The sequence below is a fragment of the Methylorubrum zatmanii genome (assembly GCF_014845115.1).
In the GTDB taxonomy this organism is placed as follows: Bacteria; Pseudomonadota; Alphaproteobacteria; order Rhizobiales; family Beijerinckiaceae; genus Methylobacterium; species Methylobacterium zatmanii.
Window position 1 is genome coordinate 1 of sequence record NZ_NKUI01000171.1, and the last position, 20,565, is coordinate 20,565.

The window sequence follows — 20,565 nt, forward strand, 5'->3', positions numbered from 1 at the left end:
AGCCCGTGGGCGGCGAGCCCCGCCGCGAAGCCGCGGGCGCGCATGTCCTCGATGCGCAGGGTCCGCATCAAGGGGGTGACGATCACCGCGCCGGCCATGCCGGTCAGCATCACCAGGACGGCGGCCAGCGTCGGATCGCCGCCGAGCGCCTCGACGATGCCCATGGCCACGCCCGTGGTCACCGATTTCGGGGCCATGGCCAGCCGCACGTCGGCGGGGATGCCGGCGAGCTTGGCGAAGACCAGGGCCGAGGTCATCGCGGTGATGCAGCCGACCACCAGCGCCGCGAGCATCGGCAGCAGCGCCCGCATCACCGTCGCCCGGCGCTCGTAGAGCGGCACCGCCAGCGCCACCGTGGCGGGGCCGAGCAGGAAGTGCACGAATTGCGCGCCCTGGAAGTAGGTCGGGTAGGGCGTGCCGGTCAGCGTCAGGACGAGGCCGATCATCCAGATCGCATGGATCACCGGGTTCACGATGGGGTGGCGCCCGGCAGCCTGGAACAGGCGGTCGGCCACCGCATAGGCCAGCAGCGTGACGGTGAGCCAGAGCAGCGGCGTGCGGGTCAGATAGACCCAGAGGGCGAACTCGCCGCTCATGTCCGGTCCCCCCTCGACCGCTCCAGCAGGCGGGAGACCGCGACGAAGGTGAGGACGGTGGCCGCCAGCGTCAGGGTCACCGAGAGGCACAGCACCACGGCGAGCGCCAGTCCGTGGCTCGCCAGCACGTCGAGCTTGCCGACGATGCCGACACCGGCCGGAACGAACATGATCGAGAGATGCGCGAGCAGCCCCTTGGCCACGCCCTCCATCCCGCCATCGACCAGCGGCGGCGGCAGCCAGCGCGTGGAGGCCGGAGCGGTCCGGTCGCGCAGCACGAGGAAGCCCAGCAGCAGCGCCATGCCGATCACCGGCCCCGGCACCGGCAGGCCGGCGGCGCGGGCGACGACCTCGCCCAGAAGCTGGGCAAACAGGATCAGAGTGAGGCTGACGATCATCGAACGATCCGGGATCCCAAAGGGATCATCCCTTCGGCGGGGTGTCGGGGCAGCGCCCCACCGTCCCCACCAGGGCTCTGCCCTGGACCCGCGAAAGGGCTCGCCCTTTCGAAACCCAGGACTGGGTCATCATGCGCCGGCGGTGGCCGCCGGATCGCGCAGGGCGCGGTCGCGGGCCGAGGCGATCGCCGCCTCGCCGAAGCCCAGGAGCTTGCCGAGGCGCCAGACCAGCGCCTCCTCGAATTCATGCAGATCGCCGTCGGCACCGGCCACCGACCAGGCCATGGCGAGGAGCCGGCCGCGCTGCTCCGGATCGCCGTCGTCGCGGACCAGTTCGACCAAGCTCGCCATGTCGCGGGTCTGCGCCTCGAAGGCGGCGGCGCGCTCGATCAGGCTCTCGGCCTCCGCGTCGCTGCCGGCATAGCGGCGGCGCACCAAGCGGACCAGGCGCTCGGATTCCGCCGGGTCGAGCACCCCATCGGCCCGGGCGACATGGACGAGGAGGGCGGTCGCCGCGAGATACTCCTCGCTGCCGTCGGGCAGGGGCTCGGCCGCGGCCGGCAGGCCGAAGGCCGACGAGGCGTAGGAAAGAAGACGCTGGAGGAGAGCCATGCCCGTTCCCGTCCGGTGATGTCGTACGAACCCCGTTCGATTCCGTCGGAAGGGCGGAGTTCGGCTTCGCTCAGGCCCCCGGCCATCGGCTCGCATCGGGGCCCGCACAGCCACGAGGGACCGATGCGGGCGCCAAAGTCGGGCGGGCGCCGGATGCGGTCAAGCGAGGATCGGGCCGGGGCAGGGTCCTGCCTGCGCTTTCGCCGCCGGCGTGACCCGGCTGCACCGCTGCCCTTCGCGGCGGCGCCTCAGCGCACCGAGGCGATCCCGTCGGCGGTGGTTGCGCTGCTGACGTTCTGGCGCAGATCCGCCTCGCCGAGGGTCTTCAGCTCCAGCCGGAGAAGAACGGTCTGGTTGCGCTCGCGCACGCCGATCGCCGTAGCGATGGGCGAGACGATGTAGTTGAGCGAGACCGTGGTGCACTCGTCCTGGTAGCCGCCGCCGAGGCTCATGCCGGACAGGTAGGCCTTGCCCGGATTGCTGTAGACCGGGGCGAGGCCGACCGGGTTGGCGAGATAGGCGGTGTAGAGATCCGCGAAGGTGTCGCGGGTGTCGAGATAGTGGGTGAGGTCGACCAGCGCCGAGCCGGTGATGAACCAGTTCGGCGTGATGCGGTAGGTGGCCGAGGCGGTCACGCCCTCGCGGCGATGGGAGAAGCCGAGCGCCGGCTGCGCCTCGTAGTAGGAGTAGAACAGCGAGGTTTCGAGCGGCAGGAACGGCGCGAAGCGCGCGGTCACGCCGGTCTCGAACCGGTTCACGCTGAAATCGCTCTGGTCGAACCGGGCGCGGCTGATGAAGCTGATGTTCTGGTTGGGCGAGAGCTGGAACCGGCCGACGAAGTCCGAGCGGCGGTTCTCCAGGCCGGAATCCAGGCCGACATTGGCGATGTCGCCGCGGCGGAACGAGTTCACGCCGGCGACCTGGATCGACTCGCCGAACATCACGTTGGCGTACCACCCCGTCGGGGTCACGACGGAGTATTGCGCGCCGAGATTGGCCCGCACGCCGCCCTCGACCCGGTCGTAGCCGGAGAACTTGTCCCACTCGAACAGCGAGGTGTCGTCGAAGACGAGGCTCTGCGCGTCCTCGTTGGGCAGCCGGCCGATGCGGGTCTCGGAGGGCCGGGCGATCACCTGGGCGATGGGCTCCAGGGTGTGGACGCCGAGCGCGCCGAAATCCGCGACGAAGGGGTAGCGATAATCGATGCCGATCGCCGGCATGACGCGGCCGGAGAAGCCGTCATCCACCGTGGTGATGCTGTTGACGAGCGGGTTCTGGTAGCCGGACAGGCTCGGGTTCACGAAGAACGCGTCGGTGCGCAGGTAGGTGAACGGCGTGAACACCTGGCCGGCATCGTCGATGAAGCTGCGCCGCCAGGAGACCTGGGCCGACAGCCGGGTATCGGTGCCCCCCAAGCCCCGCACGAGGCAGGCGGTCCGGTTGAAGCTGGTGCAGGTCTCGTAGAGCGGGTAGCTGACGCCGTTGTAGCTCGGGGCGAACAGGTAGCTGCCCGTGCGCGGGATGCCCTGGAAGTCGGTCGCCTCGCGGGTCAGGCTGGTGACGTTGGCCTCGAACCGCACCTCGCCCCCCAGCGGCTTCGGCCCGTCGATGCGCTTGTCGTAATCGATCACCGGCAGGACGACGGGCTGCTCCTTCTGCCAGTCGAAGCTCGACAGCGCCTTGAAGTAGTAGCCCCGCGCCTCGAACCACGACCGGTCGCCCTGGCCGATCAGGTAGGCGGTCGAGACCGCCTCGCGGAAATAGTCGGTGGTGATGCTCTGGTTGCGGATGCGGTAATTGTCGAGGAACCACTTGTCGGTCACGCCGACGAGATCCCAGCCGGTGCGCCAGCGGTCGTTGATGTAGAAGCGCCCGCGCGATTCGACCGAGCCGCGGAACTCGCGGTCGGCGGCGCCGAGCGGTCCGGGCAGGAAGGCGGAGGGCGTCGTCTGGAAGATGCCGGACAGGCGCAGGTTGTAGGAGCCGCTGTCGAGCCGCTGGCGGAACTCGGCCTGGCCCAGCACGCCCTGGCGCGAGACGAAGGCCGGCGAGAGCGTCAGGTCGTAGCTCGGATCGAGATTGAGGAAGAACGGCGTCGCGACGCCGGTGCCGATGGCCGTCGAGGTGATGAAGCGCGGCGTCAGGAAGCCGGTCTTGCGCTTCACCGTCGGGTCGGCCGACTCGAAATAGGGCAGGTAGGCGACCGGGATCCCCGCCAGTTCGAGGGTCGAATCCTCGTAACTGATCGTGTGGGTCTCGTTGTTGTGGATGATCTTGGCGGCCTTGATCTGCCACAGCGGCGGCGTCGCCGGATTGTTCTTGCACGGCTCGCAGGCGGTGTAGGTCGCGTAGTCGAAGCTCGATTGCTCGCCGGCGATGCGCTCCGCCCGCGGGGCGGAGATGCGGGTGCGCACGGTCTCGCCCTTGATCTGAACCGTCTGCTGGATGCGCAGGGCGTCGACGAAACCGTCCTTGAAGTCGTCGGTCAGCTCCATCCGCTCGCCGGTGACGAGGGCGCCGGTCTCGTCGGTCAGGCGCACATTGCCTTCGGCGAAGACCCGCGAGGTGCCCCGGTCGTAGCGCACCCGGTCGGCCTGGAGCGTGCGGCTGCCGTAATGCAGCTCGGCATTGCCGCGGGCGGTCACGGTGTTGTGGTCGTTGTCGTAGATCAGCTCGTCGGCCTCGACGAGCAGGCGCTGGCCCTTCTCCTTGTCCTTGGAGCCGGCCAGCTTCCCCAGTCCGGTAGAAGCAGACGGATCGGCATGGGCGCGCGGCGCGGCGAGCCCGGAGGCTGCCGTCAGCAGTGCGGCCATCGAGACCGTGATCGCGATGTCGGCGACCTTACGCAACGCGTCCCTCAACCCCTGTGCAGCCCCCTGCACGACGATCCCGTTCGACAGCCCCGCCACCCGGAAGACCCTGCATCAGCCGTCCTCCTGATAGAGAAGCGTGAGCGTACCGAGCAAACTCCCTACCACGGCGGGGAACCATGCCGCCACTGCCGGCGCGATCATGCCCGACGCCCCGAGGCCCTCCATGACCTGCCGGGCGACGTAGAGCACGAAGCCCGCCGCCACCCCGCCGAGCACCAGCTTGCCGACCCCACCAAACCTGAAGAATCTTAAGGAAACCGTTGCCGCCACGAGGACCATCGCGAGATAGAGCAGGGGCGTTGCCAGCAGCACATCGTATTGAAGGCGATACCGCGTGGCATCCAGCCCCGCCCGCTCATGACGTGCGATGGTCTCCGGAAGTTGCCAGAAGGGCACAGATTCCGGAGGGGTGAAGCGCTGGCGGATCTGGCTCGGATCGAGGGTCGAGGCGACGAGGTAGACCTCGTGGCTCTCCGGCGGCGATTCCCGTGTGAGAACGCGCACGTCGCGCAATTCCCACCAGCCGTCATGCAGGATCGCCCGCGCCGCCTCGACCTGGGCGGTGAACAGGCCGGCCTCGTCGAACAGGAAGACGGTGACGCCGGCCAGGGTGGTGGTGCCCTCGACCGCCGTCTCGGCGCGGATGATCGCCTGCCCGTCGACGCTGCGCTGGCGCAGCCAGAGATCCTTGCCGGTGCCGGCCTTGGTGGATTTGGCGAAGATCTTCGCCTCGATCTCGCTGGAACGCTGCTTGAGCGCCGCGGACAGGGGGTTGTAGGCGCCGATGGTGAGCGCGCCGACGGCGAGCGCGACGAAGATGCCCGGCTGGAGGAACTGCCAGGCGGAGATGCCGGCGGCCCGCGCCACCACGAGTTCGAGCTTGCGCGAGAGCTGGAGCAGGGCGGCCATGGAGCCGAACAGCACGGCGAAGGGCAGCACGCTCTCGGCGACCGCCGGGGTCCGGTACAGGGCGAGCTGCGCCATCAGCCCGGTCGAGGCGCCCTCCGAATCGCCCGCCCGGCGCAGCAGCTCGACGAAGTCGAGGGTGTAGACGAGGGCGAACACCGTGACGAACACGCCCAGGATGGTGCGCACGAAGCGCCACGCGAAGTAGCGGCCGAGGGTCGCGCCGATCAGCATGGCGCGCGCCTCACGCCCGCCCCGCCTGCGGCCGCCGCCGCAGGGCGGCGCGCAGCCCTCTCCAGGCATGTCCGAGCCGCTCGCCCGCCGCGCGGGTCCGGGCTCCGCCGAAGATCAGCAGGCAGGAGAGGGCGATGGCGGCGAGCGGCGCGCCGTAGATCGCCGCCACCGCGCCGGGGCTGCGCACGGCGGCGCTGCTCGCGGCGAAGCCGGCGATGCGCAGGGCCACGACGCCGAGCACCGCCCCCGCCACCGCCATTCCCCGGCCCTGTCGCGTGGTGCGCGGATCGCCGAGGGCGGCGAAGGCGATGAAGGCCAGCGCCAGGGGATAGAGCCAGGCGGAGAGCCGGTCGTGCAGCTCCGCCCGGAAGCGGCCCTTCTGCAGGACGTAGTAGCCCTCGCGGGTATCGGGGAAGAGCAGCGCCAGGGTCGAGCGCTCCCGCGGCTTGTAGACCGTCTCGGAATCCGGCGGGGTGAAGGCGGCGAGATCGACGGCGTAGCGCTCGTAGCTCACGATGGAGGAATCGCGGCTGTCCTTCTGCTGGCGGTGGATGCTGCCCTTCTCCAAAACGAGGTAGGTCTGCCCGTCGACCTCGGTCACCCGGCCCCGCTCGGCGAGGTAGACCACCGCCTTGCCGGCCTCGCGCTTGTCCTGGATGAACAGGCCCTGGAGCGAGCCGTCGGCGCCGCGCTCGCGGAAATGGAAGGTGATGCCGCTGTCGAGCGCCGTGAACTGGCCCTCCTTGACGACGTTGGCGACGAAATCGCCGCGCACCCGCGTCAGCACGTCGCGCAGCTCCTGGAAGGAGGAGGGCATCACCTGGATCGTCAGGAAGGCGGTCACGACGCTGATGGCGAGGGCCAGCGTCACGAAGGGCCGCAGCAGCTGGCGCGGCGGCATGCCGGCGGCCGACATCACGATCAGCTCGGAATCGCCGTTGAGCCTGTTGAGGGCGTAGACGCAGGCGATGAACAGGGCGACCGGCGCGATCACCGTGATCAGCGTCGGCAGCGACAGTCCGGTGATGAACAGGAAGACGAGGAGCGTCTGCCCCTTGGCCGTGACGAGGTCGAGCTCGCGCAGGGCCTGCGTCACCCAGATCGTGCCGGTCAGCCCGATCAGGCAGGTGAGGAAGGCCCCGAGCGCGATCCTGAATATGTAGCGCTCGATCTGCGTCATGCGCGCGTTCGACCCTCACACCCCTTTTCGCCGCCGCCCGATCGTGCCGGCGGCCGGGCCGGGGGCCAGACCTCTGCCGAGACTGCCGGCTTCGGGCGCCCGGAATGAGGCCCTTTCGCGGCAGCACCGAATAGGCCTCCGCCCCTCGCCCCTAGGCATCAGTGATTTTCACTGTACCTTCTTTCGAGAGGCATCGCAGGAGACGGGAATGCCGACCCCGACCGGACAAATGACCGTGACGCTCACGCGTGAGTTGGAGCAGTTCGTGCGCGACAAGGTGCGCGAAGGCGCCTTCGCGACCACGAGCGAATACATCCGCGACTTGGTACGCAGCCGATACCTTGTGGAGAAGGACCGCGAGGCCAAGCTTCGAGCCCTCGATGCGGCGCTCGCGGAGGGCATTGCGGATGCCGAGGCGGGGCGTGTCGTTCCGATTGGTGAGGCCTTCGCCCGGATCCGCGCGGAATTGGGGATCGAGAGCGAGAACGGGCAGTCTTGAGCGTCGTCCTCACGGAGGCGGCCATCGGCGACCTCCTTCGCATCGGCCGGTTCGTCGGGCAGGACAACCCGGCACGCGCGGCAAGCTTCGTCGCCGAGCTGGAGAAGCGCTGCCGGAACCTCGGCTTCATGCCTCAGGCCTTCCCATTGCTGCCCGGCCGCGAAGCCGCAGGCATCCGTCGGCGACCCTACGGCGATTACCTGATCTTTGACCGCTGCGAGGCAGAGCGGATCGAAGTGCTGCGGTGCTGAACGGAGCACAGGATTACGAGGCGATCCTGTTCCCGACCGACTGACGCGAGACGCCCGCGTCCCCGCCGCGCGTTGCGTTCTGCGCCTCAGCGGGTACACAGGTTCGCCGGCTTTCGCGAGGCGCGGGACGAGCCGGCGGCAGACGGGTGGAAAGCGAAGCGCATATGGCCGGTGGGATCGAAATCGCCTTTGAGCCGCTGTCGTCGCGCGCGCGCGGCGGCGACCTCGTGGTGTTCGTCGGCGACGACCTCGCCCTGTCGGGCACCGCCTCCGAGTCCCTGGGGCGCCCGGGCGCCGAACTGGTGGCCCGCGCCGCCGCGAGCGAGCGTTTCAAGGGCAAATCCCAGACCGCGCTGAGCCTGCCGGCCCCGGCGGGGGTCGAGGCCGACCGGCTCGTGGTGATCGGCCTCGGCTCGGAGAAGGACCGGGCCAAGACCGACTGGACGACCCTCGGCGGCTTCACCGCCGGCAAGGTCGGCGCCCGCAGCGCCCGCGTCCTGCTCGACTGGCCGGGCTTTGCCGGCAATGCCCGGGACGTGGCCGATTTCACCCTCGGCGCCCGCCTGCGCAGCTACCGTTTCGACCAGTACAAGACCAAGAAGAAGGACGAGGACGAGACCGGCACCGCCCTGACCCTCCTCGTCGCCGATCCGGCCGCGGCGCAGGCCGCCGCGAAGGACGCGGCCGGGGTCGCCGAGGGCGTGATCCTCGCGCGCAACCTCGTCAACGAGCCGCCGAACGTGCTCTACCCCGAGGAATATGCCCGCCGGGTCTCGGAGCTGACCCGCCTCGGCGTCGAGGTCGAGATCCTCGACCTCGCGCGGATGAAGGAACTCGGCATGGGCGCGCTGCTCGCGGTGGCGCAGGGCTCGGCCCGGGAGCCGCGGGTCGCGATCCTGCGCTGGAACGGGGCGGACGACGCCACCACACCGCCCCTCGCCCTGATCGGCAAGGGCGTGGTGTTCGATTCCGGCGGCATCTCGATCAAGTCGGCCGGCGGCATGGAGGACATGAAGGGCGACATGGGCGGCTCGGCCGCCGTGGTCGGCACCCTGCACGCGCTCGCCTCGCGCAAGGCCAAGGCGAACGTGGTCGGCGCCATCGGCATCGTCGAGAACATGCCCGACGGCAATTCCTACCGCCCCTCCGACATCGTCACCTCGCTCTCGGGCCAGACCATCGAGGTCATCAACACCGACGCGGAAGGCCGCCTCGTGCTGGCCGACGTGCTCTGGCACGTCCAGGCCACCTACAAGCCCAAGGCGATGATCGATCTCGCCACGCTCACCGGCGCGATCATCGTGGCGCTGGGTCAGGACATCGCCGGCCTGTTCTCCAACGACGACGAACTCTCGGCCCGGATCACCGCGGCCGGCGAGGCGGCGGGGGAGAAGGTGTGGCGGATGCCCCTCATCCCGGCCTTCGACAAGGCGATCGACTCGAAATTCGCCGACATGAAGAACACCGGCGGCCGCCACGGCGGCGCGGCCACGGCCGCCGCCTTCCTCAAGCGCTTCGTCAACGACGTGCCGTGGGCCCATCTCGACATCGCGGGCGTCGGCATGTCCTCCACCCCCTCCGAGATCAACCGGAGCTGGGGCGCGGGCTGGGGCGTGCGCCTGCTCGACCGGCTGGTGCGCGACCATTACGAGCGCTGAACCGGGACGGAGGAGGTGGCCGCCCCGACCGCCTGGATCGTCGCCGCGGCCCCCCTCGCCGCGGCGCTCTCCGCCCTGGCCGCCGCGTTCGTGACCGGGTTCGACCAGCGCAGCGCGATGCCGCCGGACCTGGCGGCGCGCTTCTACGGCTTCTTCCTCGACCGCTACCCGCTCTTCGCCTTCGCCATCCCCTACGGGGTCGCCCGCCTCCTCGCCGTGGCGCTGGCGCCGGGCCGCAGCGGCGCGCTTCGGCGCGTCATCGGGGCAGCACTCGGCCTCGGGCTGCTGCTCGGGCTCAGCCTGCATCCGACCTTCGGCGGGATGGTGCTGCGGGCGGGCTTCGGCACGGGCAGCGGCGCCTTCCTCAACGGGACGCCGATGGCGGCGGCCTATGCCTTCGGCGCGGCGGCGGCGGCCGGCCTGTTCGGGAGTGCCCTAGGACTCGGCGCGGCGCTGATCGGCCGCCCGGGAACGCCGCGCCCCGGAAGCCGGCGGCGGCGGGCGGGGCGGGCGATCCTGCACGCGCTTGCCGGCTTTCTCGCCCTGTGGTTCGCCGCCGCGCTGATCGGGCTCGCCCACGACGCCGGCTTCGGCCCCTGGCCGCGGCGACCGCTCGATGCCCGCGATGCGGCCATCGCCGCCGGGCTGCTGACGGCCGGTGCCCTGCCGCACCTGCTGCTGGTCGCGGCCCGGCTGCGGCGCGCCACCCGTGCCGCATGACGACGGCGGGCGATCGTGAATGTCAAAACCGGCGTGGCCGGCCGGGCGGCTTGATCGGACGCTCCTGAACCGCTTAAGCCTCGACGGGAAGGACAGAGCCAGCGCGAGGCTGGCCGTCGAAGTCGCCCGCAGCGACGGGCAGGGAGGACGAGGATGGCGCAGGACCGGAGCGCGGAGCGCCCTTGGCTGGCCGCCTATCCGCCCGGCATCCCCCCCGAGATCGATGTCGCCTCGGTCGGCACCGTGGTCGAGCTGTTCGACCGCAGCGTGCGGCGCTTCGCCGAGCGCCCGGCGATCACCTGTTTCGGCTCGACCCTGCGCTACCGCGAGGTCGGTGCCGCGGCGGAGGCGGTGGCGGCCTGGCTGTCCGCCCACGGCTTCGGCCGGGGGGCCGAGGGCATCGGCGACCGCGTCGCGGTGATGATGCCCAATGTCCCCGCCTGTCCCATCACCCTGCTCGGCGTGCTGGTGGCGGGCTGCACCGTCGTCAACGTGAACCCGCTCTACACGCCACGGGAGTTGGCGGCGCAGATCAACGATTCCGGCGCCCGCGTCCTGTTCGTGCTGGAGAATTTCTGCCACACGGTCGAGCAGGCGCTGGAGCGGATGCCGCGCCTGGAGCGGATCGTCGTGGTGGGGCCCGGCGACGGGCTCGGGCTGAAGGGGCGGATCGTCGATTTCGTCTCGCGCCGGGTGAAGCGGGCGGTGCCGCCCTTCGCGCTGCCGGCGGCGCGCACGCTGCGGTTCGAGGCGGTGCTGCGGGTCGGGCGCGGCCTGGAACGGCCGGTCGTCGCGGTCGCGCCCGGTGACATCGCCTTCCTGCAATATACCGGCGGCACCACCGGCATCGCCAAGGCGGCGATGCTGACCCACCGCAACGTCATGGCCAATGTCGAGCAGAGCCGGCTCTGGTTCCGCGCCTCGGAGGACGATGCGCTGGAGCGGGTGGCGGTGACGGCGCTGCCGCTCTACCACATCTTCGCCCTCACCGCCTGCTTCCTGTTCTTCTTCCGGATGGGCGGCTGCTGCCTGCTGATTCCGAACCCGCGCGACATCGACGGCTTCGTGAAGACCCTGAGCCGCACGCGATTCACCAACTTCGCCGGCGTCAACACGCTGTTCAACGCGCTGAACAACCACCCGAAGATCGGCAGCGTCGATTTCTCGAAGGTCGAATACGTGGTGGGCGGCGGCATGGCGGTGCAATCGGCCGTGGCCGCCCGCTGGAAGGCCCTCACCGGCCGGACCATCCTCGAAGGCTACGGCCTGTCGGAAACCTCGCCCGTGGTGAGCGTGAACCCGCTCGGGCTCGAGAACTGGACCGGCACGATCGGCTTTCCCTTACCCTCGACGGAGGTGTCGATCCGCGGTGAGGACGGCTCCGTGCTGCCCTTCGGCGTGCCGGGCGAACTCTGCGTGCGCGGGCCCCAGGTCATGGCCGGCTATTGGAACCGCGTCGACGAGACGGCGAAGGCGATGACCGCCGACGGCTTCTTCCGCACCGGCGACATCGCCCTGATGACGCCGGACGGCCAGATCCGCATCGTCGACCGGATGAAGGACATGATCCTCGTCTCCGGCTTCAATGTGTACCCGAACGAGGTCGAGGGCGTGCTGGCCGCCCACCCGGCGGTGCTCGAATGCGCCGTGGTCGGCGCCCCTTGCGGCGAGAGCGGCGAGATGGTGGTGGCCCACGTGGTCCTGCGCGACCGCTCCGTGACACCGGACGCTCTGAAGGCGCATGCCCGCGCCAGCCTCACCGGCTACAAGGTGCCGCGCCGGATCGTCTTCCATGACAGCCTGCCGAAGACCAATGTCGGCAAGGTGCTGCGCCGCGCCCTGCGGGAGGAGGGCGCGGTGAACGGGTGAGGGCTTTCGTCCCCGCTCACCGCGGCGCCGGGTCGAGGGGCCGCGCGGCCGCGATCAGGGGAAGGCGGCCGGCGACGATTCTGTTCGGCCGGGCGCCCTCGGATTGAGCGGCTCTCATCCCAAATCCGTTCGATCCCTTCGGGATGGCGGATTTGGGCTCCGGCGGGTTCCGCGACCGGCCTCCGGTCCGATCAAAGGGCCATGTCAGCCGATCAGCGAACGCACCTGACCGGCCACGCGCTCGACGATCGAGCGGGTGTTGGACATTCCATCGAAGAACCAGTCGATCTGCGGCCGGCCCTTCCAGCCGATCTCGGGATCCCGCATCCATCTGTCGGCGAGCGACCTGAACCGTGCCGACACATCGCCGAGATCGAACGCCCGGAAGGAGGCGATGTTGGGGTGCCAATCGCACATGTGCTTGTTGGCGTAATCGTTCGTCAGAACCAGAACGCCGGCATTCGCAAGCTCCAGGGGCGGATAGCTCGGGTGAGGCGACACCATGAGGGAGACGGCGAGCGCCGCCCGCGACGACAGGTTGCCGTACTCGGCGAGGGAGAGCCGGCCCATGACCTCGATCCGGCCCGAGCATTTGAGCTGGTCGCCCGAGAAATCCTCGCCGATCGCCAGGAAGCGCCAGTCACGCCAGAACGCGGCATCCTCCTTGACCAAGTGGTCGATCAGCATGTCGATGAACGGCAGGCAATTGCGCTCGGCATGCGGGCGGGCATAGAGCAGGACGATCTTTTCTTTTTTCCGACCCTTTTCGATCGAGCCACTGATCTTCTGCGAGATGCTGTCGTTCAGCGCGAACCCATCCTTGAAATATCCTTCCCGAACGAAAAATTCCTTCAGAACGTCCGTGTTGAACACGGGAATCGTGCTCTCGGGATGCAGATAGGTATTCTCGGCGAGGGAATATTTCGTCGACCACGGGTAGAACCCGCACTCGAAGTCCTGAATGAGGTAGACGAACTTCGCGTCGGAGCGCCCGAACAGACGATCCTGCTGCTTCATGATGTCGAGCGCACCGTGGGCCGTCCACCAAGCCGTGGCCATGATGACGTCGTTCTTCCGGAACGGCACCGGGTAGCGGTATCGCCGAGCCCCGTCGATGACCGTGAGGGCGCCCGGCGCATCGGCCTCCATCGGATCGACGAAGTCGAAGCCCGGCGGGGCGACATATTGATTGCTCGGGCTCACATCCGTCGCGATGATGCGAGCATCGAAGGCGTCCGACAATTCCCGATGCAGGCGCATGAAGAAATCGAGGCCGGTCGCGACCCCGGCATAACCCTTGTTCTGATCGACCAGCGGGATCATCAGGTTCAGGCGCGGTCTCTCGACGGCGCTCGGAACGACCAGATACTTCGTGCATTCCGGGTAGTATTTTCTGACGGAGCCCAGTTCCTCGTTCGTCGGCAGAATCCGGTTGCCGCGCAGGGGTGACGTGCTCGCCCCCGCGAGGTCGACGGCCTCGCCCGACTTCCCATGCATCAGCCATTCGAAGCCGGCCGCCTCAACGAAATAGAAGAAACTCCGCTCGATGGCATGGGCGAGGGTGCCGTCGACTTGGCCGAGTTCCGGGTCGAAATGGTAGGACTGGAGATGAATCTCCATCAGCTTGCTCAATGCGTCCGGCTTGAACCAGAACATCGATCCGCTCGGAAAATCCAGGACGTTTTCGGAGGCGACGCTCAAGCCGGTGAAGGACAGCAATCCGTTGATCGCGTCGATATTCCCGCCCCACTGAATCAGCTTCGCGATCGGAGCGTAATGATCCGGCGCGACGGCACCGATGTTCGAGCGAGACAGAACGTTGACGATCCCGGTGATCAGCTCCGCCGAGCCGAGATTCATCTCGAAGAGATAATCCCGCCATGCATCGAAGCCGCTGCTGTAATGCAGAGATTTCTTCGTGTGAACATGCACGGCATAATCACAGTTCTGGAATGCGTTTCGATACCCGACCAGCATGGGAGCGATGTCGCGACCGCGATTGGGGGCGATCACGATCTCGTAGCGATGCTTCGACAGCCGCCCGAACGTCTTCCTGATGAAATCGGCCTTGCTGGCCGATGACGTGGTCACGTAAACGGTCGTATCGAACGGGATGTTGTTTGTATATTTGAGAACGTATTCGCACAGGTCGGTATGGAAGATGTGCGCGAAGACGCCGATCCGGGCGTTCGCCAGCGCCCCCGCCGGGGCCGATGAGCCGGCCGCGACAAGGTTGACGACCTTTCGGCTCGCGGGCAACTTCTTCTCCGCGACATTCGCGACCTTCGGACCGCGCGGAGAGAGGTTGAGGTCGACGCCTTTCCTCAAGTAATGGACGAGCGGATTGGCCTGCTTCGCCTCAGGACATTGCTCGACATAGTGGCCCGGCTCGAACAAAGGATGGGGCTGGCGACCTTCCTTGTGGCCGGACCGCATATAGTGGACGAACGCGTCGACCTTCGACGGCGATATGTCCTTGTACTTCCTATAGTAATGTGCCTTCGAGAAGAACGGATGCGGATTGATCGCGGTCTTGTTGTCAAGCTCGAGGTAGTGGACGAGCGCCGGGAGGTCTGAGCGAACCGCATCGCCGTTCTGGCGCTGCAGCTGCTCGTAAAAATAGCTCGCATCGAACACGATGCACGGATCGATTCCGGTGTTTTTCGTCAGATAGTCTTCCAACGGGCTCGTCCCGTCGCACGGAACGATCGACCGGTAATAGGCAGAGTCGAAGACCGGATGCGGATCGCGGCCCTCATGGCCACCATAGATGTAATTCTTCAGCGCACTCTCATGCGCGGACAGCCCATAGGCCTGCCGATACCACTCGACGTCGAACAGGGGATTCGGATTGAGATTGTTTCTCTCCCCCTCGACGAGATAGTGATAAAATGGATCCATGCCCGCGTTCTGGGCCATGTATTTCTCACGATACCAATCCCCCCAAAAGAGCGGATGAGGCTTGGTTCCGTTTTTCCAGCCTTGCGTGATGTAGTGGATCAAGGGCGACGTGCCTTGATCCGCCCCATCCATGTAATTCCATTTATACCACTGGGCATTGAACAGCGGATGAGGATCGAGAAACCGCTCGGATCCGACCGTCACGAAATGCTCGAAGGGATTTTCAACCTTGTCGAGCACAAGCCCGGCGGCAGCGGCATACCACATCGTGTCGAAATAGGGCGACGGGCTGAAATTCTTGAACTTCCCGACTCGGCAATAATGCGCAACGGCAGCGCCCGGCTCGAACCGCGTACCAGCCTGCATCGAATACCAAGTGTCGTCGAAAAGATTCATCCCCGTACCTTTATATTTTCAATCGACAAGGCCGGCCAATTAATCTAAAGTTTTTTTATTGATTGGTCACAGCGCTAAAGGCAACCTATACGATATGGATCGCTTTTATGGCAAGGGTGAGCCCAGCCGCGCGTCCGATCCGTCAGCATCGAGCGCCCTGCGCTCGACATGATGTCATGTGGGCCAAAGCAGTGAATCGAACGGGATTTTCGGCGGGAAACCCTCATGAATACGCATTATATTTTATAAATACACACCATTTTAAAGCATGAAATATATGAATAACTTGATCAAAACCATTATTGCGTTGGATTTCATAAAAATGGATCAGTATGCCTGACCTGCTTCATCGCTATACGAATTCAACCGAAAGCCTATCGATAGGCCCGGCGTGATCGCCTCGACCGTCAAGGTCTGCAGCGAACTCGGCCGCTGGGCGGTGCCGCGAAACCAACCTCAGATCCATCAGGCAGAAATCCTGCACGATGCGCGGGTCACGCGGCGCTCTTGTGCAATGCGGAAGCGCCATCCGCAGGGATCATTCCCTCCCTGCGAGGAGGTGACCGATGGCGGAGATCCACACGATCGTCGACCGGCTGACCGGCGGACTCGCCTGGCGCCCTGGTGGGTGGCGAGCCCCGTCCTGATCGGCGTGCGTTGCGCCCTGGTGCTGCCCCTGCACGGGTTGGCGTTCCGCTGGGCGCGGCGGGCGGTGAGCGAGAAGAGCCTGTTCTGGCGCTCGCTGGTGTCGCGAGCCGGGGGCCGAGCCGGCTTGCCCTGCTGGTCATCGTCCTGGCGGCGGCGGCCTCCACGGCGCCCCTGACCTGGGAGGTCCGGCTCGTCGTCAACCAAGTCCTGCTGGTGGCCTTCGTCACGCTGGTGGGCGGGGCCTGCGCCACGGCGATCCACATCGCCACGGTGATCTACCTGCGCCGGTTCAAGCTCGATGCGGAAGACACCCTGCTCGCCCGCAAGCACTTCACGCAGATGCGCATTCTCGAGCGGGCGGCGCTGATCCTGGTCGCGCTCGTCACCATCGGGATCGCGCTGATGACCTTCGAGCCGGTGCGCCAATACGGGGTCAGCCTGCTGGCCTCCGCCGGGGCCGCCGGCCTGATCCTCGGGCTCGCGATGCAGCCGGTGCTGTCCAACCCCGTGGCCGGCCTCCAGATCGCCATCACCCAGCCGATCCGGATCGAGGATGCGGTCATCGTCGAGAACGCGTGGGGCTGGGTCGAGGAGATCACTGCGACCGACGTGGTCGTGCGGCTATGGGATTGGCGCCGCATGGTGCTGCCGCTGACCTATGTCATCCAGAAGCCGTTCCAGAACTGGACCCGGGACGGCGCCTCCCTGATCGGCAGCGTGTTCGTCTCTGTCGGTCACATGCCGCCGATCGGGCCGATGCGGGCGGAACTCGGGCGGATCGCGGAGGCCTCCCGGCTCTGGGACGGCAAGGAGGGGGTGATCGAGATCCGGATGCTGGTGAGCGCCCGCAACGCCCCGCAGACCTGGGATCTCCGCTGTGAGGTACGGGAGAAGATGATTGCCTTCCTGCAGAAGGAGCATCCCTCGGCGCTGCCGCGCCGGCGGGCGGAATGGGTCAATCCCGACCCGCCCGATCCCCATCGCCAGCGGCCCGAGGCCGGACACGAGGCCGGGCGCCCGGCCAGGAGCGACGCCCGCGCCGCAGCGGCCTGATCGGACAAGCGCCGATCCGGCCACGTCCCCTGCGGCCGGCCCCCATGACGGGGCGGCCTCAGCAGCTGGTATGGCCGCACTGGCGCATGTCGGTGATGGTCTTGCGCATCGGCTCGACCCCGACGGCGCCGGGCAGGATCTCCTCGCCGATGATGAAGGCGGGGGTGCCCGAGAGGCTGAGCTTGTCGCCGAGGCCGACATTCTCGGCCAGGGCCGCCTTCACCTCGGCGCCCTGCGCGTCCTTCTTCAGGCGCTCCAGGTCGAGCCCGAACTCCTTGGCCACGGCGAGGGCGCGCTCGCCGTTGATGCGCCCCTTGCTCTCCAGCAGCTTGGCGTGGAAATCGAACATCTTCTCGGGCTTGAGCTGCTGCTTGGCGGCGAGCGCGATCCGGCTCGCCTCCAGCGATTCGGCGCCGAGCACGGGGAAGTCCTTGAGCACGACCCGCAGCTTCGGATCGGACTTGATCAGCGTCTGCACGTCGGAGAAGGCCTTGCGGCAATAGCCGCAATTGTAGTCGAAGAACTCGACCAGGGTGACATCGCCCTCGGGGTTGCCGGCGACGATGCCGTGAGGCGAGTTGACCAGTGCCTCGCGCGCTTCCTTGAGCGCGGCGGCCTGGGCGAGCTTCTGCGTCTCCTGAGCCCGGCGCTCGCCCTCGGCGATCGCCTCCTGCAACACATCGGGATTCTTGACCAGATAATCCTTGACGATCCCCTCGATCGCCTTGCGCTGGGCGTCGGTGAAGAGGGCGGCCTCCTCCGCACGGGCACCCGCGGCCGCGCCGAGCGCGAGACCGCCGACGAGGGCGAGGGCGGAAACGGAGCGGAAGAACTGCATCGATACCTCGGGCTGGGTTCTTGTCGTCGCATCGTCCTGTCGGGCCGGTCGCCCTCGGGACGATGTGTTCGGGCATTGGCGAGCGAGACGGCCGCCGGCTGACCGGCAAACACGGCATCACACAGAGCACGGTCCGTGATCCAGAGATCCCGGGACATGCCCACGAAGCGCCTCACGAAGAAGCGCCTCACGAAACACCCGGCCGGCGGCCACCTTCCCGGGCCGCGAAGGCATGGCGGGAGCTTCGCGAAGGACACTATGGCACAAACGGTCCGCCGCGCCGATGCGACTCTTCCCCGGCGGCTCCCCCCTCGAAACAGGTCGGACACCGCCCGGCCTCGGCGCGGGCTCCCCCTCTGCACCGGGGCTACGGCGTTTTCGCGGCGCCGCCGGCCCGCTCCCCAGTAAAGCCGGCCTCCCGAATAAAACTTTTGATAGATCGAGAGGTTTTAGTAAGCGTCATTGATCAATCTCCCGCTGGCGCCGCAATGGCACCGGCACCGGTAAGGGCAGGAGGGAGCGCCACGTGATCGTCGTCGTCAGCGATCGCCCGGATCGGAGCCGACCTCTCGTCGAGGCCATCGGTGCGGTCGCCGAGTGCCGGGTGGTGGGCACCGACGAGACCTGGGAGCGGATCGGCCCCTTCCGCGGGGTGATCGCCGACATCACCCTGAGCCGCCCGGAGGCGAAGCGCTGCCTGCGCCGGCTGGCGACCCGCCCGGGCCGGCGCAGCACTCCGCTCATCTGCCTGACCCGCGGCAGCGGACAGGGCGCCTTCACCGAGGCACGCAATCTCGGCGCCACCCTGTGTCTGTCGGCTCTGGCCGAGCCGCGCATGGTGGTCGGCTCCCTGGTCCGCGAGATCTGGCCCGACAAGTCGGTGGCCGATCTCGTGGTCACCCGCGAGGCCCAGCGCGCGGGCACGCTGATGAGCACCCTGTTCGCCGCGGCACAGACGGGCACCGTCGACATGCCGAGCGTGGAACAGGGCATCGCTCCGGTGCTCGACGCGATCCACGAAGGCGGCCTGTCGCGCTGGCTCGACGAGGTCTGGGCCTATGACGACGTGACCTTTCAGCACTGCCTGCTCGTCTCCGGCACCGCCGCCGCCTTCGCCCAGAGCCTCGGGCTCTCGATGACCGACAGGCAGCTCCTGACCCGCGCCGCCCTGGTGCACGACGTGGGCAAGTCGCGCATCCCCCACGCCATCCTCAACAAGCCCGGCCGGCTCGACGACGACGAGCGCGCGGTGATGCAGACCCACGCCCCCATCGGCCACGAGATCCTGAGCGCGTCGGGAGGCTGCGATGCGGTGACGCTGGCGGTGACGCGCCACCACCACGAAATGCTCGACGGCTCGGGCTATCCGGACGGGCTCTGCGCCGACGAGATCGGCGATCCGGTGCGGTTGCTGACGATCTGCGACATCTACGCCGCCCTGATCGAGCGGCGCCCCTACAAGACGCCGATGACGACGAGCGAGGCCCTGTCGATCCTGTCGGGCATGGAGGGCAAGCTGGAGGGCGGCCTCGTCCAGGCCTTCGGCCGGGCGGTGCAGGGCGCGCCCTGACCGTCGCCGGCCGGGAAGCAGGCGATTGAGCGGGAGGCCGCCAGGGTCTACCTGCACGGAGTCCGCCTCCCAAGCAGGAGCCCCGCTTGAGCACCCTCACCGCCCTCTCGCGCCGCGCGCAGGCCGTCGCGCCCTTCCTGGCGATGGACGTGATGGCCGCCGCCGGCGCCCGCGAGCGGCGGGGAGAGGGCGTCGTCCACATGGAGGTCGGCCAGCCCTCGGCCCCGGCCCCCCGGGCGGTGATCGCGGCGGCGCAGGCGGCTCTGGCCGACGGGCGCATCCCCTACACGGAAGCCCTCGGCCTGCCCGCCCTGCGCGCACGCATCGCCCGGCACTACGCCGAGACCTACGGCGTCACGGTGTCGCCGGAGCGGGTGGTGGTGACGACCGGCTCCTCGGCGGGCTTCGTGCTGGCCTTCCTCGCCCTGTTCGACGCGGGCGCGCGGATCGGCGTGCCGCGGCCCGGCTATCCGGCCTATGACGGCATCCTGCGCGCCCTCGACCTGATCCCGCAGCCGCTGACCCTGCAGGCGGAGGATCGCTACGCGCCGACGAGCGCGCTGGTCGGCGCGGTCCACGCCGCCCATCCCCTGTCCGGCCTGCTGGTGATGAGCCCGGCCAACCCGTCGGGCACGGTGATCGCGCCCGCCCGCCTCGCCGAGCTCTGCGCCACGGCCCGGGGGCTGGGGCTCGCCTTCATCTCGGACGAGATCTATCACGGCCTCAGCTACGGCGTGCCGACGGCGACCGCCCTGCAATTCGACGAGGGAGCGGTCGTCATCAACTCCTTCTCGAAATTCTACTGCATGACCGGCTGGCGGATCGGCTGGATGGTGGTGCCGGAGGCGCTGGTCCGCCCGGTCGAGCGGCTGGCGCAGAACCTCTACATCTCGGCGCCCTATCTCTCGCAGGTCGCCGCGCTGGCGGCCTTCGACACGCTGGACGAGATCGTCGCCATCCGTGAGGGCTATGCCCGCAACCGCGCCCTGCTCCTCGACGCGCTGCCGTCCCTCGGCTTCACCGACATCCACCCGGTGGACGGGGCCTTCTATCTCTACGCCGATATCGCCCGGCACACGAACGATGCCAGCGCCTTCTGCCGGCGGATGCTCGACGAGGCAGGCGTCGCGGCCACGCCCGGCCTCGATTTCGACCCGGAGGAGGGCGGCCACCACATCCGCTTCTCCTTCGCCGGCTCCAACACCGAATGCGCCGAGGCGGTGGCGCGGCTGAAGGGGTGGCTGCGGCCCTGAATCGCCCTCCGCCGCAGCGGAGACCGGCTCGGCGCGCGAGAGCGCGTCGAGACAAGGCCGGAGCCAAGACGCCGTCAGCCGGTTTGCCACCTGTTCGACCGAACGCGGCA

General features: G+C 68.1%; 15 protein-coding genes and 1 pseudogene. 8 read left to right on the forward strand and 8 right to left on the reverse strand.

Features of this window, described 5'->3' with window-relative positions:
• From MZTS_RS19230 to lptF, 6 genes are all read right to left on the reverse strand, one after another.
• On the reverse strand, window positions 1-596 hold a 596-nt coding region (locus MZTS_RS19230; protein WP_192285049.1), incomplete at its 3' end, for an LrgB family protein.
• Window positions 593-994, reverse strand: a complete 402-nt coding sequence (locus MZTS_RS19235) for a CidA/LrgA family protein (protein ID WP_192285050.1) — start codon at window positions 992-994, stop codon at window positions 593-595. The genes MZTS_RS19235 and MZTS_RS19230, both read right to left, overlap by 4 nt.
• A gap of 129 nt (window positions 995-1,123) precedes the next feature.
• Window positions 1,124-1,606 (reverse strand): tellurite resistance TerB family protein, encoded by a 483-nt coding sequence (locus tag MZTS_RS19240; RefSeq protein ID WP_192285051.1) that lies wholly within the window; start codon window positions 1,604-1,606, stop codon window positions 1,124-1,126.
• Between the two features lie 248 nt (window positions 1,607-1,854).
• Entirely contained in the window at window positions 1,855-4,455 is a 2,601-nt protein-coding gene (locus MZTS_RS19245) for an LPS-assembly protein LptD (protein WP_192285052.1), read from the reverse strand.
• Between the two features lie 75 nt (window positions 4,456-4,530).
• Window positions 4,531-5,619: an LPS export ABC transporter permease LptG gene (gene lptG / locus MZTS_RS19250; RefSeq protein ID WP_192285053.1), complete on the reverse strand. Its 1,089-nt coding sequence runs from the start codon at window positions 5,617-5,619 to the stop codon at window positions 4,531-4,533.
• 10 nt (window positions 5,620-5,629) lie between these two features.
• Complete coding sequence (lptF, locus tag MZTS_RS19255; protein WP_192285054.1) at window positions 5,630-6,799, reverse strand: LPS export ABC transporter permease LptF; 1,170 nt, start codon at window positions 6,797-6,799, stop codon at window positions 5,630-5,632.
• Window positions 6,800-7,007: 208 nt separating this feature from the next.
• Between lptF and MZTS_RS19260 the strand changes: the two genes are divergently transcribed.
• From MZTS_RS19260 to MZTS_RS19280, 5 genes are all read left to right on the forward strand, one after another.
• Complete coding sequence (locus tag MZTS_RS19260) at window positions 7,008-7,298, forward strand: type II toxin-antitoxin system ParD family antitoxin (RefSeq protein WP_246482188.1); 291 nt, start codon at window positions 7,008-7,010, stop codon at window positions 7,296-7,298.
• Complete coding sequence (locus MZTS_RS19265) at window positions 7,295-7,549, forward strand: type II toxin-antitoxin system RelE/ParE family toxin (protein ID WP_343068808.1); 255 nt, start codon at window positions 7,295-7,297, stop codon at window positions 7,547-7,549. Before MZTS_RS19260 ends, MZTS_RS19265 begins: the two co-directional genes overlap by 4 nt.
• A 164-nt stretch (window positions 7,550-7,713) precedes the next feature.
• Window positions 7,714-9,207 carry a leucyl aminopeptidase gene (locus MZTS_RS19270; protein WP_192285055.1) on the forward strand — a complete coding sequence of 498 codons (1,494 nt, stop codon included), beginning with the start codon at window positions 7,714-7,716 and terminating at the stop codon, window positions 9,205-9,207.
• A gap of 15 nt (window positions 9,208-9,222) precedes the next feature.
• Window positions 9,223-9,927 carry a hypothetical protein gene (locus MZTS_RS19275; RefSeq protein WP_192285056.1) on the forward strand — a complete coding sequence of 235 codons (705 nt, stop codon included), beginning with the start codon at window positions 9,223-9,225 and terminating at the stop codon, window positions 9,925-9,927.
• 153 nt (window positions 9,928-10,080) lie between these two features.
• Window positions 10,081-11,796: an AMP-binding protein gene (locus MZTS_RS19280; RefSeq protein ID WP_192285057.1), complete on the forward strand. Its 1,716-nt coding sequence runs from the start codon at window positions 10,081-10,083 to the stop codon at window positions 11,794-11,796.
• Between the two features lie 204 nt (window positions 11,797-12,000).
• Here MZTS_RS19280 and MZTS_RS19285 read toward each other — a convergent pair whose 3' ends face one another.
• Window positions 12,001-15,093: a rhamnosyltransferase WsaF family glycosyltransferase gene (locus MZTS_RS19285; protein ID WP_192285058.1), complete on the reverse strand. Its 3,093-nt coding sequence runs from the start codon at window positions 15,091-15,093 to the stop codon at window positions 12,001-12,003.
• 566 nt (window positions 15,094-15,659) lie between these two features.
• Here MZTS_RS19285 and MZTS_RS19290 point away from each other — a divergent pair.
• A pseudogene (locus tag MZTS_RS19290) lies at window positions 15,660-16,794 on the forward strand (mechanosensitive ion channel family protein).
• Between the two features lie 58 nt (window positions 16,795-16,852).
• Here the strand turns inward: MZTS_RS19290 and MZTS_RS19295 are convergent.
• Window positions 16,853-17,632 carry a DsbA family protein gene (locus MZTS_RS19295; protein WP_192285059.1) on the reverse strand — a complete coding sequence of 260 codons (780 nt, stop codon included), beginning with the start codon at window positions 17,630-17,632 and terminating at the stop codon, window positions 16,853-16,855.
• A 526-nt stretch (window positions 17,633-18,158) separates the two neighbouring features.
• Here MZTS_RS19295 and MZTS_RS19300 point away from each other — a divergent pair.
• A complete protein-coding gene (locus tag MZTS_RS19300; RefSeq protein ID WP_192285060.1) occupies window positions 18,159-19,202 on the forward strand; it encodes an HD domain-containing phosphohydrolase in 1,044 nt (347 codons plus the stop codon).
• Between the two features lie 86 nt (window positions 19,203-19,288).
• Window positions 19,289-20,455, forward strand: coding sequence for a pyridoxal phosphate-dependent aminotransferase (locus tag MZTS_RS19305; RefSeq protein ID WP_192285061.1), 1,167 nt, complete (start codon window positions 19,289-19,291; stop codon window positions 20,453-20,455).
• The last annotated feature ends 110 nt before the right edge of the window (window positions 20,456-20,565 follow it).

Bases quoted from the DNA above. Each gene is read 5' to 3' on its own strand.
- MZTS_RS19235 (WP_192285050.1), bottom strand. From the start codon at position 994: ATGATCGTCAGCCTCACTCTGATCCTGTTTGCCCAGCTTCTGGGCGAG.
- MZTS_RS19240 (WP_192285051.1), bottom strand. From the start codon at position 1,606: ATGGCTCTCCTCCAGCGTCTTCTTTCCTACGCCTCGTCGGCCTTCGGC.
- lptG (WP_192285053.1), bottom strand. From the start codon at position 5,619: ATGCTGATCGGCGCGACCCTCGGCCGCTACTTCGCGTGGCGCTTCGTG.
- lptF (WP_192285054.1), bottom strand. From the start codon at position 6,799: ATGACGCAGATCGAGCGCTACATATTCAGGATCGCGCTCGGGGCCTTC.
- MZTS_RS19260 (WP_246482188.1), top strand. From the start codon at position 7,008: ATGCCGACCCCGACCGGACAAATGACCGTGACGCTCACGCGTGAGTTG.
- MZTS_RS19270 (WP_192285055.1), top strand. From the start codon at position 7,714: ATGGCCGGTGGGATCGAAATCGCCTTTGAGCCGCTGTCGTCGCGCGCG.
- MZTS_RS19280 (WP_192285057.1), top strand. From the start codon at position 10,081: ATGGCGCAGGACCGGAGCGCGGAGCGCCCTTGGCTGGCCGCCTATCCG.
- MZTS_RS19285 (WP_192285058.1), bottom strand. From the start codon at position 15,093: ATGAATCTTTTCGACGACACTTGGTATTCGATGCAGGCTGGTACGCGG.
- MZTS_RS19295 (WP_192285059.1), bottom strand. From the start codon at position 17,632: ATGCAGTTCTTCCGCTCCGTTTCCGCCCTCGCCCTCGTCGGCGGTCTC.